Source organism: Granulicella tundricola MP5ACTX9 (assembly GCF_000178975.2).
In the GTDB taxonomy this organism is placed as follows: Bacteria; Acidobacteriota; Terriglobia; order Terriglobales; family Acidobacteriaceae; genus Edaphobacter; species Edaphobacter tundricola.
This window is the reverse complement of record NC_015064.1, coordinates 2,901,462-2,914,597: the sequence shown is the minus strand read 5'-3', so window position 1 is coordinate 2,914,597 and position 13,136 is coordinate 2,901,462. Positions and strand designations below refer to the sequence as shown.

Sequence of the window (13,136 nt, the reverse complement as noted above, 5' to 3'; positions counted from 1 at the left end):
TGTCTTTGGCCTACGGTATCTCTGGCCTGGCTTTGAAGCTCTGCGGCTCTTGTATCTGCTGGGTGTTACTCGGCTGTTTTGGTGACTGAGGCTACGGTGGTGTGGCGGGCGAAGAATTCTTTCTGGGCTTCGCCGGTGAGGGCTGCGGGGCCTGTGAGTTCCTTGGTGGGAGCGATCTCGTACTCCTTGACGACCTTGTTGGCGGTGCCGTCGTAGTTCATGATGAGACCGTCGTTTGAGAAGGCGTTGGTGAGGGTCCACTTGCCGCTGTTGATGACGAGGACCTCTGAATCGGTCTGGGTGGCGGCTGGCTTGGCGGGGTCTTCGATGCGGGTGTCGAGAATGATGTAGTTGACGGTCTCGAGGCGATCGATGAGGAAGTAGCGCTTGTTGGCGAAGGCGGTGCGCCAGAGGGCACGCCAGTACTCGGCACCATTTTTTTGCTGTTTGGTGGTGGCTTCAAGGGCTTTGCGGGAGGGTTCATCCCAGCACTGGAGCCAAGCTTCGTAATCGCCACTGCGCATGGCGGAGTAGTAGGCGGTGAGGGCGGCTTCGGGCGAGTCGTGTCTGGCGGCTGCGCGGGAGACGAGTGCGAGGGGGACGGGTGGGGTGTAGTTGGAGGTGGCGTAGTTGAAGACGTACTGCACGGTGAACTGGGATTGCTTGCGCTGGCTGCTGGGATAGAGCGGCGCAGGGATGGCCGGGGAGTACGGGCGGACGGAGAGGTCTTTTGAGGTGTAGTGCTTGTTGTCGCTGGCGAGAGGGCCGTCCGGCACGAGTGGTTTGGCTGCGGCCGGTGCGGGGGGCTTGGTGGCTGGTGGCTGGACTGGTGTCTGGGTTGGGGTTTGGGCCGGGGTTTGAGCGTGCGCGAGGATGCCCGAGGCCGCGATGAGCGACAGGAGGATGAGGCTTTGGAGTGGGCGGATTACGGGGAGTTTTTTCATTGGGATTGGGTGTCGTCGAACCAGAAGATGTCGTTGTTTCCAAGCTGTTGCGCGGTGCGGACTACCTTTTCGAAGCTCCAGGTCTTGCCGCCGGGGAGGCCGACGCTGAAGACCGCTTTCCAGTCCGTGAGGCCTACGTTGAAGTTTCCCTTGTGGCAGAAGATGGAGGCTTTGACTTCCACGCCGGCGGTGATTCCGCCGCTGATGCGGAGGTCGCCGGGCGCGTTGACACCGAGACCGGCTTCTACGTCGACCTGCACGCCGGCGCTTCCGCCGACACATTGGCTGTCGTCGCAATCGTTGGTTTTGTTGGACATGTTTCCGCTGATGGTGACTCCGAACTGGATATAAAGGCCGGCGTAGTAGCTGGTGAGCGGGATTGAGATTGAGCCGTACGGTGCAGGGAATGGAATCTGCGCGGTTTTGATGGTGAGACCGAGCGTGAGCTTCGATTCCGTCTGCGTGGAGAGGAGGTCTTGCTTGGCTTCACAGCAGGAGTTGCGGACGCTGTACTCCGGCACGATGACGGGTGCGACGGTGACGTGATAGCCGAAGGCGTTGAAGAAGGAGGTGAGCGGTCCCAGGCCTGACTCGAAGGCTTTCTCGATCTTGAAGCCGTCGGGCAGAAGGGTGGCGGCGTTGGGGTTGTCGGTGTCGTCGATCTTGGTGCCGTGGCACTCTGCGTTGTTATCGCAGAGATCGTTCTTGGTGCAGAACATGCCGTCGTCGCAGGATGTGCCCGGAGCGGAGCGGACGCCGGTGCAGTGGGTGCCATCGCAGACGCCGGGCTTCTGGCAGCTGTTGGGGTTGTTGCTGCCGCACTTGGCTCCGTTGGCGGCGGTGTGGGCGCAGCCGCAGGGGAGGACGTTGTCAATGGTGCAGACGTTGTGGTCGTCACAGGACTCCGGGCAATCGTCTTCGTCGGGATCGACGTAGTCATGGCCCCAGCCGGCCTTGGTGATGCCGAAGCCGGGATCGCTCATGGTGACGGAGCCGTCGGCGCTGACGTGGCCGGTGCCGGCGGAGACGAACTGTTCGAGATCGTGGTCGTACTGGTAGAGCTCCGTGATGGCTCCGGGGGCGCGGCCGCGGGTGTTGGGGAGGGTGACCTGGACGGGGACGGAGAAGCGCGCGCCCGCGGGCTGGAGGGTCCAGATGAGGTCCGGAGCGGTGCCGTTGGCGGGCGCCATGGGGACCATGTCGCTCTTGACCTGGGAGAGGGAGAGCTTGCCGACGGTGGTGCCGTCCGGGAAGGTGACGGAGTGAGGGGCGACGGTGAAGGAGACGCCGGGAACGCCGGCCATGGTGAGGGTGACGGGATCGTCGCCGCCTACGGTCTGGGCATCGTTGATGTCGATGGAGGGGAGGTAGATGGGCTTGTTGAGGGTGTTGTTCTGGCCGGGGAGATCCTGGAGGACGAAGGAGAGAAAGGGGAAGGTTTCCGTGCGGGTGCTGGTGGAGCCGTCTACCGAGAGGGTGACGGTGCCGACGGGCGCGCCGGCGAGGGAGAAGCGGCCGTTGGTATCCGAGACGGTGGAGAGGTTGGTGTTGAGGAGACGGACGGTGGCGTTGGGGACAGGGGTGTTGGCGTTATCGAGGACGACGCCGCTGACGCTGGTGGCGGAGGCGGGGCCGGGGGCGTAGGCCGAGGCGGCGAAGGTTGCCGCGACGCCGGTGTTGCCGGTGAAGTTGGCGGCGACCATGTAGTTGCCGACGCCTTCCTGCTGGCCGAGGGTGAGGGTCGCGGAGGCTTTGCCGTTCGAGTCTGTGACGGCGGAGGCGTGGTCCAGGGTGCCATCGCCGGCGGTGGAGGTGTAGGTGATGGTGGTGCCGGGGACTGGGTTGCCGTAGGTGTCGCTGACGATGACCTGGAAGGCTTCTGCGAGGGATTGTCCGAGGAGGCCGCGCTGGTTTTCACCGTGGAGGGCGTGGATCTGGGCGGGGGCGGCGAGGGTGGAGCTTTCTGTAAAGAGGACTGTGCCGGCGGCTCCGGGGGTGCTGGCGGTGATCTGGTTGACGCCGAGGCCGCTGCGGGAGCCGAGCTGGAAGAGGATGCTGGCTTTGCCGGTGGCGTCGGTGGTGACGTAGAGGCTTTGGGCGGTGTTGGGGAGGACTTCTACGAGGCCGTCGCTGCGGGTGACGGTGAAGGTGATGGGGCGGCCGGCGATGGGGGTTCCCTGGGCCGAGAGAAGCTGGATGACGAGAGGCTGGGGGAGGATGGTGTGGACGACGGCGGTTTGCGCGTCGCCACTGATGACCCGCAGGGAGAGCTGGGCGCTGGGTTGGACGTACTGGACGGTGGAGGTGGTCTGGCTGGTGTTGCCGACGAGATCTGTGACGACGACCTTGATGGTGTTGGTGCCGGGGGAGAGCAGGACGCCGGGAAGGAGGAAGCTGCGGTTGGAGACCTGGGCTGCGACTCCGTTGACCGTGACGGTGACCTGATTGCTGCCGACGGTGCCGGTGACGATGTCATTGACCATGCCGGCGACGGAGATGGTGGAGGTGCTGACGGTGGTTCCGCTGGCGGGTGAGGTGATGGAGGCGGTGGGGGCGGTGGCGTCCATGATGACGGAGACGGTGCCGGTGCCGATGCCGCCTTTGCCATCGGTTGCGGTGGCGGCGATGAGGTTGACGCCTTCACGGAGGGATACGCCGGTGGCGGTGAAGCTGGAGCCGGAGACCTGGGCGGCGATGCCGTTGACGGTGACGGTGAGGTTGGCGACGCTGATTGTTCCGGTGATGGTAGTGGTGTTGGTGCCGAAGAGGGCGTTGGCTGTGGGGGAGGTAATGGTGACCTGGAGCGAGTTGGAGATGACGGCCTGGGCTGTGGCCTGGGCGGTGGCGGTGCCGCTGGTGGCGGTGACGGTGACGGTATAGGTGCCGGGGTTGGTGTAGGCGTGGCCGGGGGTGGTGCCGGTGCCGGCTGAGCCATCGCCGAAGTCCCAGATGAAGGTGAGGGGGTTTCCGAGATTATCGAACGAGGTGCTGGCGTCAAAGGTGACGGAGTGAGAGGTGACGTCTGTGTATGGGCCGCCGGCGGAGGCGGTGATGGTCTCGGCTGCGGGTGCGCCTACGGTGACCTGGGTGGTGGTGCTGTTTTTGAGGCCGGTGCTGTCGTTGACAGCGAGGCTGAGGGTGTAGGTGCCTTGCGCGGTATAGGTGTGGGTGGCGGGGGTGTTGCTGGCTGTTGAGCCATCGCCGAAGTCCCATGCGTAGACGAGCTGGCCGCCATTGGGGCTGTTGGTCTTGGAGGCGTCTACGGTGAGGGGCTGGTTGACCGCGACGGTGTATGGGCCGCCTGCGTTGGCGACGAGGGGAGCGACCGTTGCGGGGGCGATGGTGGCGGTGGTGGAGGCGGCGTTGCTGAGAGTGCCGTTGAAGACGGTGATGGTGACGGAGAAGACGCCGCCTGCGGGATAGGTGTGGGTGACCTGAGCGCCTACGGCTCCAGCTCCATCGCCGAAGTTCCAGGTGTAGGTGAGGGCGAGGTTGCCGGGGTCTGAACTGCCGGCGCTGGTGAAGGAGATGGCGGTGCCGGCGGTGCCGGTGTATGGGCCGCCTGCGTTGGCGGTGGGCGCGGGAGTGGCGGAGGTGCTCGCGGCGATGGTGGCGGTGGTGACGGCTGTTGCCGTGGCTCCGGAGGCGGACTGGACGGTGACGGAGACGTTATAGGTGCCGGGGTTGGGATAGGAGTGGGCGGGGCTGGCTCCGTTGGCGGAGGTGCCGTCGCCGAAGTTCCAGGAGAAGGTGAGGGCGTAGAGGCCGGCGGTGGGGTTGGCGGGGTCGGATGAACCGCTGCCGTTGAAGCTGATGGCGATGCCCGCGGTGCCGGTGTATGGGCCGCCGGGGTTGGCGATAGGCGCCTGGGAGGTGACCGCTGTGATGGTGACCTTGGCCGTGGCGGAGGCGCTTACGGAGTCTGTGTTGGTGACGGTTAGGGTGGCGGTATAGGTTCCGGCTGTGGCGTAAGTGTGGGTTGGGTTGGGGCCTGTGCCGGAGGTGGTGTCTCCGAAGGTCCAGGCGTAGGTGAGGGTTTCGTTTTTGGGGTCTGTGGATGCGCTGCCGTTGAAGGCGAGGGCTGTTCCTGCTGTGCCGGTGTAGGGGCCGCCTGCGTTGGCTGCCGGGGCTTGCGGTGCTGCGGCGATGGTGACGGTTGCTGTGGCTGAGGTGGCGAGCTTGTCTGTGTTGGTGACGGTTAGGGTGGCGGTGTAGATGCCGGCTGCGGCGTAGGTGTGGGTTGGGGTGGGGCCTGTTGCGGAGGTGGTGTCGCCGAAGGTCCAGGTGTAGGTGAGGGTTTCGTTTTTTGGATCTGTTGATGCTGTGCCGTTGAAGGCTACGGCAGTTCCTGCTGTGCCGGTGTATGGGCCTCCGGCGTTGGCTACTGGTGCTTGTGGGGTGGCTGCTATGGTGACTGTTGCTGTGGCTGAGGCTGAGAGCTTGTCTGTGTTGGTGACGGTTAGGGTTGCGGTGTAGGTGCCGGAGGTGGTGTAGGTGTGGGTGGGGTTGGGGCCGGTGGCGGAGGTGGTGTCACCGAAGGTCCATGCGTAGGTGAGGGTTTCGTTTTTGGGGTCGTGTGGAGGTGCTGCCGTTGAAGGCTACGGCTGTGCCTGCTGTGCCGGTGTAGGGACCGCCTGCGTTTGCTACTGGTGCTTGAGGGGCTGCTGCAATGGTGACGGTTGCTGTGGCTGAGGCGGAGAGCTTGTCTGTGTTGGTTACGGTTAGGGTTGCGGTGTAGGTGCCGGCTGCGGCGTAGGTGTGGGTTGGGGTGGGGCCGGTGGCGGAGGTGGTGTCTCCGAAGGTCCAGGTGTAGGTGAGGGTTTCGTTTTTGGGGTCTGTTGATGCGCTGCCATTGAAGGCTAGGGCTGTTCCTGCTGTGCCGGTGTAGGGACCGCCTGAGTTTGCTACTGGGGCTTGCGGGGCTGCTGCTATGGTGACGGTTGCTGTGGCTGAGGCGGAGAGCTTGTCTGTGTTTGTTACGGTGAGGGTTGCGGTGTAAGTGCCTGATGCGACGTAGCTGTGGGTTGGGGTTGGGCCGGTGGCTGAGGTGTTGTCACCGAAGGTCCATGCGTAGGTGAGGGTTTCGTTTTTGGGGTCTGTTGATGCTGTGCCGTTGAAGGAGACGGCTGTTCCTGCTGTGCCGGTGTAGGGACCGCCTGAGTTTGCTACTGGGGCTTGCGGTGCTGCTGCTATGGTGACGGTTGCTGTGGCTGAGGCGGAGAGCTTGTCTGTGTTGGTGACGGTGAGGGTTGCGGTGTAGGTTCCGGCTGCGGCGTAGGTGTGGGTGGGGTTGGGGCCTGTTGCGGAGGTGGTGTCTCCGAAGGTCCATGCGTAGGTGAGGGTTTCGTTTTTGGGGTCTGTTGATGCTGTGCCGTTGAAGGAGACGGCTGTTCCTGCTGTGCCGGTGTAGGGACCGCCTGCGTTTGCTACTGGGGCTTGCGGTGCTGCGGCTATGGTGACTGTTGCTGTGGCTGATGTGGAGAGCTTGTCTGTGTTGGTGACGGTGAGGGTTGCGGTGTAGGTGCCGGCTGCGGTGTAGGCGTGAGTGGGCGTGGGGCCGGTGGCGGAGGTGGTGTCACCGAAGGTCCAAGCGTAGGTGAGGGTTTCGTTTTTGGGGTCTGTTGATGCGCTGCCGTTGAAGGCTACGGCTGTTCCTGCTGTGCCGGTGTATGGGCCGCCGGCGTTGGCGACTGGTGGTTTGGCTGGGTCGGTGATGATTGCGGTGGTGGTGGCCGAGGAGGAGACTCCGGCGGAGTTGGTGACGACGACGATCACCATGTACGAGCCTGCAGTGGCGTAGGTGTGGGTGGGGGTTGCGCCTGTGCCGGTTGATCCGTCGCCAAAGGTCCAGGCGTAGGTGAGGGCGAGGCCTGCCGGGTCAGTAGATGCGGCGGCTGAGAAGGCGACGGGCTGGCCGGTTGTTCCGATGTACGGGCCACCGACGGCGGCGATTGGAGCGAGGGGTGGAGCGGTGACGGCCAGGGCGCCGGTGAGAGTCAGGGTTTGGCTCCCAGTGGCGACGACGATGTCGTGGGGGCCGACTGTTGCCGTGAGTGCGAGGGTGAGGTGAGCGACGAGCTGGGTGCTGCTCTGGACCTGGGGTTGGCCGGGGATTCCGGGGGTCGATCCGTTGACGGAAATGCCTGGGCCTGCGAGGAGCGTGGTCGTACCACTTGTCCATGCGGTGGAGATACCAGTTACGGTGAGATCGACTGTCTGGCCGGCCTGAGCGGTGACTGGGGCCACGGAAAGGATGGCTGGACCGGGTTGGATCGTGATCTGAACGGGTGCGGTGTCAAAGCCGGAGTAGTAGTTGCTGCTCCTGGCAGTGAAGGAGTACGGGGTGGGGACGGTGATGCTGAGGGTCGGGAGGGTGACCCGGAGAACTGAGGTGCCGTTGCTGCCGGGGCCGATGCTGTTGACGGCCAGGGTGTAAGTGGTGCCCGAGCCGGAGACGGGGGACATGGTGACGGTGACGTCGGATGCGTTTGGTGTTTGAACACCGGCTGGAAGGATCAAGTTGAGGCTTTGGCCACTTTGAACGACTGTGGAACCGACCGTAAGCGCAGCAAGGTGGGTGGGAACTGGGGCTGAGCCGCAGCCGGTGAGGGTCGACAGCGCGAAGAGACTGCCGAGGAGGGCGAGGGAGAAGAGGACGGCGATGAGGAAGGGGCGCTCGGAGCGGGAGCGGTCCAGGCTGAGGCGGCGGCGAAGGACGCTGAGGGGCGAGGGACTGGACCAAGCGGGTTGCGCCGCGGGAGTGCGTGGCCGTGTGCGGTCGACAACAACTGGCATAGATCAGCTCCGGGAGAGAGGCTCGAGAGGACGGACACCCTGGGCAACGCTTTGCCAAATCAGCCCCTCTATATAAAGAGTGGGGACATGGTTGACGAAGAAGGAGTCAGAACTCAATCACAAGGTGGAGTGTGCGGGGGCCGACTCACGAAGAGCAACAGTCGTAACACGGCAGAAGACGGCAAATCACGGCATGAACGGTCCGGGCGACGTAAATCGTTGATCTCAGGGGGATTTCGCGCCTAGAGTGACATTGGAAGCCGCCATGTCACAACCTCAAAATCGAGTGCTTCGGATTGTGTCCGGAGCTCTCCTCGTCTTGATCTGTTGGTCCGCCCGGGATTCAGGGCGAGGGCAGGTCAGTGCCCAGGCGCGGCAGATGGATCTGCCGGGGAGCCCTGTCGACGGTGGGGGAGGCGTGCCTGTTCCGGATAGCAAGCTGCCGGTGCGGTACGAGTTGCCGTTTGGGGACAATCCTTATCTGCCGAGTGAGGCTCGCTCAGAGTTTTCCGGATTCCTGCAGCCTTCGGAGATTCCGACTGCGGCTTACTGTGGGCATTGCCACTCCGATGTTCATGCGCAATGGAGGCAATCCGGGCATGCGAACTCCTTCCGGGCTCCGTGGTATGTGAAGAACGTTGGGGAGTTGGGGGAGACTCGCGGAGTTCCTTATACGAGACATTGCGAGGGTTGCCATAATCCTGCGGCTTTATTTACCGGGGCGTTGACGACGAAGAGTTCCGTCGCGCGGCCGAACGATGAGGATGGGGTGACCTGCATGGTTTGCCACTCGATCAAGCAGGTGACGAGTACGAAGGGGATTGGGAGCTATGTGCTGGGCCGTCCGGCGGTGATGGTGGACGCGGCAGGGAAGCCGGTGAGTGGGATGCCGTCGGATGTGGAGATTCTGACGCACCTGGATCGGCATAAGGCGGCGGTGATGCAGCCGCTTTATAAGACCTCCGAGTTTTGCGCGGCCTGCCATAAGGCGGCGATTCCGCAGATGGTCAACGACTATAAGTGGCTGCGGACGTTCAGTACCTACGACGAATGGCAGCAGTCCTCGTGGTCGAAGGAGACTCCGCTGTCTTTTTATAAGAAGCCTGAGGCGGTGGGGTGCCAGGGGTGCCACATGGTTCGGGAGGCTTCGAGCGATGTTGCGGCAAAGGCTGGAATGACGGCTTCGCATCGCTGGGTGGGGGCGAATACCGCGGTGCCGGCGCAGTATGGGTTCGATGAACAGGCGAAGCGGGTGGTGGAGTTTTTGAAGAAGGATCAGATGGAGGTGGATATCTTTGGGCTCACGGTTGAGCGGGGAGGGAAGACTACGGCTGGCCTGGTCGCTCCGCTGGGCTCAAAGGCGTTTACGGTGCTGCCGGGGGACTGGGTTCGGGTGGACGTGGTAGTGCGGAATAAAGGGATCGGGCATACCTTGATTCCTGAGCTGCGGGACTTCTATGAGAGCTGGCTGGATTTTGAGGTGAAGGACGATGGTGGTCGGACCATTTATCGTTCGGGTGGTCTAGATAGCCTGCACAAGGTCGATCCGAAGGCGCGGAGCTACGGGCTGCGGATCGTGTCGAGTGACGGCAAGAGTATCGACCATCATGAGGTCTGGAAGACTCGGACGAAGGCTTATGACGCGACCGTGCTGCCGGGCAAATCGGACGTGGTTCGGTACCGGTTTCAGATTCCGCTTGAAAGCAAGGGGATGACGGTCAGTGCGGCGGTGCGATACCGGCGGTTTCGGCGAGAGTTTACGGACTGGGTGTTTGGAGATAAGCCTGAGGCCTCGGACCGGTTTCCGACGGTGACCCTGGCTTCTGGAAGTCTGCATATCGACGCGGGAGTGAATGAAGCCAAGGGTGAGGTGCTGCCGGCAGGGCTGACTGAAGTTTTGCGCTGGAATAATTACGGGATTGGGATGCTGGACCGGTTGCAGTTTGCGGAGGCTGTCGAGGCGTTTCACCAGGTGCTGAAGCTCGACCCGAAGTATCAGCCGGGGTATGTGAATGTGGCGGTTGGGGAGTACTCGCGTGGGCGGTATGACGAGGCTTTGAGGTGGCTGGATCGCGGGCTGCAGATGGACCCCGCGGATGCCAGGGCGATGTACTTCAAGGGGCTTTGCCTGCGGTGGCAGACGCACTTCGATGAGGCGATCGCGGTGCTGGAGCCGGTGGCGAAGCAGTATCCACGTTTCCGGCAGGTGCATCAGGAGTTGGGCTATGTGTACATGGTTCGGAGGCGGTTTCCGGAGGCCAAGGCGGAGTATGAGGCGGTGCTGAAGATCGATCCGGATGATCCGGTGGCGCACCGCTGGCTTGGACCAGTGCTGGCGGCGCTGGGTGATGCCAAGGGCGCGGCGGCTGAATCGAAGATGGCGGCTGCTACCGGGAACGACACGTCAGCGGGATGGCTGGCGCAGCGCTTCTGGAGGGAGCATCTGGATATCGCGAGCGAGGCGATGCCGGGGCATACGCATTCGCCGGGGAACGAGCGAGACGACGCGGATGTGCATAAGGTGCTGAACCTGCAGAATCCACCCAGCTATATCTGGGTGGATCATTACTAGGTTGCTGCGGGACTAGAGGGCTGCGGTCAGGGCGGTCTGCTGGAGGATGAGGAGGTCTCGGATGCCGGCCTCGGCGAGATCCAGCATCTCCGTGAGTTGCTGACGGGAGTAGGAGTCCTTTTCGGCGGTGGCCTGGGTTTCGACGAGGCCGCCGCTGGCTAGCATGACGACGTTCATATCGACGGTGGCGCGGGAGTCTTCTTCGTAGGCGAGATCGAGGAGGGTGTTGCCGTCCACGATGCCGACGGAGGTGGCTGCGATCATCTGTTTAAGCGGGCTGGCTTTGAGTGTGCCGGCCTGGACGAGTTTGCCGAGGGCGATGGCCAGGGCGACGGATGCGCCGGTGATGGCTGCGGTGCGGGTTCCTCCGTCGGCCTGGAGGACGTCGCAGTCGAGGATGATGGTGCGCTCGCCGAGGGCGCGCATGTCCACGATGCCGCGCAGGGAACGGCCGATGAGGCGCTGGATCTCATGGGTGCGGCCGCCGATCTTTCCCTTTTCGGCCTCGCGCGGAGAGCGGGTGAGGGTGGCGCGGGGGAGCATACCGTACTCGGCGGTGACCCAGCCTTTTCCGGAGTTGCGCATCCAGCCGGGGACGCCGGTTTCGATGGTGGCGTTGCAGAGGACGCGGGTGTTGCCGACCTCGATGAGGACGGAGCCCTCCGGGGTGGAGACGTAGCCTGGAGTGATGCGGGTGGGACGGAGCTGATTGGCGGTGCGATTGTCGGGGCGGAAGACTGGGGAGGACATCTGCTGATTATAGGTTCGGTGAGGATGCTGCGGAGTGGCAGAGGGGAACGAGTGGATTGTTCCTGGAAGAGGATTCTTCGGGATCGAGGTGTTTTGAGTGGGGGGCAGGAATGGTTCGATTTTGACGATCGACGCTTTTGGGCCTTCTTCTATTTTTCGGGATGTCCCAATTCGGGATTTCTTGAACAGGCGGGATCTCAGAAATATGTTTCAAAAAGGGACGCGGAAGAGTAGGAGTAGGACAAGGGATGTTTCTTTTTGAACACTTTTCGGGATGCTTCTCAATCGCTATGATGATTTTTCGAGCGACATCGCCCTAATGAACGAATTTTAGGAATACGAGACGATACCGATGCAGGCCACTTTGAGTTTCACAGCAGCCTTGGGGAAGTTAAGTTTTATCGGATCACGGACAGTTTTCCAACGGGTCGACGAGGGTGGTTCCCACGTCGCTGCGAAGGGCCTTTCATGCTGAGAGCCCCAGGCGGTGGAGGGGGGCAGCGCGGTCGTGGGATGGCAGTGGAGCAAGGCGGAATTGCACCGGGTCCGGCGTGGCCGGAGCGGATGGCACGAGGCGAGGAAGGCGTTCACCGCATGGCGAGTGAGGTACAGCGTGGGAGGCTGGGTGGGTCTGAGGGCCAGCCTGTGCTGCATCTTCTCGTGGTTGAAGATAATGCTTCCATTCGTGCCGCGTGCCTGGAGATCGCGTCCAACATGGCATTTTCAGCGGTGGGTGCGCCCGATATGAAGGAGGCGGAAGAGATTCTGCGCCATCAGGCTGTGGATGTGCTGCTGCTGAATCTCAAGATTCCAGGCGGTGGCGGGATGGACCTGCTGGAGCGGGTGAAGAAGTTACAGCCGGATACGGTCGTGATTGCGATGACGGCCGCTGCGTCTGTTTCAAGTGCTGTGGAGGCGATGCGTGTGGGTGCGGCCGAGTACCTGACCAAGCCGTTCGCGCTGGAGGAGTTGACGTCCGTGCTGGAGAACGCGGGTGCGCGGCGGCAGTTCGATCTGGAGAGCCGACGGCTGAGGGAACGACTGAGGAGTCAGCGCGGGGTGGGGAATCTGATTGGGCATTCTCCTGAGATGGAGAAGCTTTACAGGATTCTGTCGAAGGTGGCCCACACCTCGCATCCTGTCTTGATCGTGGGGGAGCGGGGGACGGGGAAGGAGTTGGTGGGCAAGACGATTCATTCGACCGGATTGCATGCGCAGCGACAGTTCACGCCGGTCGACTGCGAGAGCCTGGCACCGGAGATGATCGAGAACGAACTGTTCGGGTTCGTCAAGGGTGCGTTCGCGGGAGCGATTCGCAATAAAGCGGGGCTGCTGGCGACGTTGGAAGGTGGGACTGTTTTTCTGGACGAGATCAGCGAGCTTCCGCTGGAGCTGCAGGGGAAGCTGGTAAGGGCTCTTCAGGATCGTGAGGTCTGGCCCATGGGTGCGAGCCACCCTGTACCGCTGACTGCGCGGATACTGGCGTCCACGAGCAGAAACCTGGTGGCGATGGTGGAGGCGGGACGGTTTCGACGGGATCTGTACTTCCGGTTGAACGTGGTGAACCTGCGTATTCCCGCGTTGCGGGAGCGGCAGGAGGATATCCCAGTCCTGGCGATGCATACGTTGAGTAAGGCGCAGCGCGACCAGTACGCCGAGAAGGAGTTTCCGAGGACGTTCTCAGACGACGTGCTGCGTTTATTTCTGGAGTACGAGTGGCCGGGGAATGTACGAGAGCTGGAAGCGGTCGTAGAACGTGCCTGCGCGGTAAGCTCCGGGCCAGTCGTCAATCTGGGCGATCTTCCTTCTCCTCTTCAGGAGTTCTGGATGCAGGGGCGTTCGGTTCGGCGGGTCGACCTGGAGGCCGAAGCGGATCAAGACCTGGGGCATATTGTTTCAATGGCGGAGGTTGAGAAGAAGACGATCCTGACCGCGATCCAGATGCTGAACGGCGACAAGCTGAAGGCGGCGAAGGTTCTCGGCATCGGAAAGACGACACTTTATCGAAAGTTGAAGGAGTATGGGCTGGGGGAGGGGCCGGAGCGCGACGAAGACTAGAAGATCCCGGTTTCCAG

General features: G+C 62.7%; 7 protein-coding genes and 1 pseudogene. 3 read left to right on the top strand and 5 right to left on the bottom strand.

What is annotated here, in order from left to right:
• Positions 1-65: 65 nt before the first annotated feature.
• Both ACIX9_RS12430 and ACIX9_RS12425 read right to left on the bottom strand, forming a co-directional pair.
• Entirely contained in the window at positions 66-944 is an 879-nt protein-coding gene (locus tag ACIX9_RS12430) for a Cif family virulence factor (protein ID WP_013580839.1), read from the bottom strand.
• Complete coding sequence (locus tag ACIX9_RS12425; RefSeq protein WP_408609730.1) at positions 941-4,474, bottom strand: PKD domain-containing protein; 3,534 nt, start codon at positions 4,472-4,474, stop codon at positions 941-943. Before ACIX9_RS12425 ends, ACIX9_RS12430 begins: the two co-directional genes overlap by 4 nt.
• On the opposite strand from ACIX9_RS12425, the gene ACIX9_RS26920 reads away from it, so the two are divergent.
• A complete protein-coding gene (locus tag ACIX9_RS26920; protein ID WP_232298710.1) occupies positions 4,425-4,619 on the top strand; it encodes a hypothetical protein in 195 nt (64 codons plus the stop codon). The genes ACIX9_RS12425 and ACIX9_RS26920 overlap by 50 nt on opposite strands.
• Here the strand turns inward: ACIX9_RS26920 and ACIX9_RS27725 are convergent.
• Positions 4,613-5,461, bottom strand: a pseudogene (locus ACIX9_RS27725) (PKD domain-containing protein); the annotation flags it as partial. The gene ACIX9_RS26920 and the pseudogene ACIX9_RS27725 sit on opposite strands and share 7 nt — an antisense overlap.
• Positions 5,462-5,474: 13 nt before the next feature.
• Complete coding sequence (locus tag ACIX9_RS12410) at positions 5,475-7,739, bottom strand: PKD domain-containing protein (RefSeq protein WP_013580838.1); 2,265 nt, start codon at positions 7,737-7,739, stop codon at positions 5,475-5,477.
• A 265-nt stretch (positions 7,740-8,004) separates the two neighbouring features.
• Between ACIX9_RS12410 and ACIX9_RS12405 the strand changes: the two genes are divergently transcribed.
• Positions 8,005-10,311: a tetratricopeptide repeat protein gene (locus tag ACIX9_RS12405; RefSeq protein ID WP_083808436.1), complete on the top strand. Its 2,307-nt coding sequence runs from the start codon at positions 8,005-8,007 to the stop codon at positions 10,309-10,311.
• Between the two features lie 12 nt (positions 10,312-10,323).
• Here ACIX9_RS12405 and rph read toward each other — a convergent pair whose 3' ends face one another.
• Positions 10,324-11,061 (bottom strand): ribonuclease PH, encoded by a 738-nt coding sequence (gene rph, locus ACIX9_RS12400; protein WP_013580836.1) that lies wholly within the window; start codon positions 11,059-11,061, stop codon positions 10,324-10,326.
• 513 nt (positions 11,062-11,574) lie between these two features.
• Here rph and ACIX9_RS12395 point away from each other — a divergent pair.
• Positions 11,575-13,119 carry a sigma-54-dependent transcriptional regulator gene (locus tag ACIX9_RS12395; protein WP_232298708.1) on the top strand — a complete coding sequence of 515 codons (1,545 nt, stop codon included), beginning with the start codon at positions 11,575-11,577 and terminating at the stop codon, positions 13,117-13,119.
• Positions 13,120-13,136: the final 17 nt, after the last annotated feature.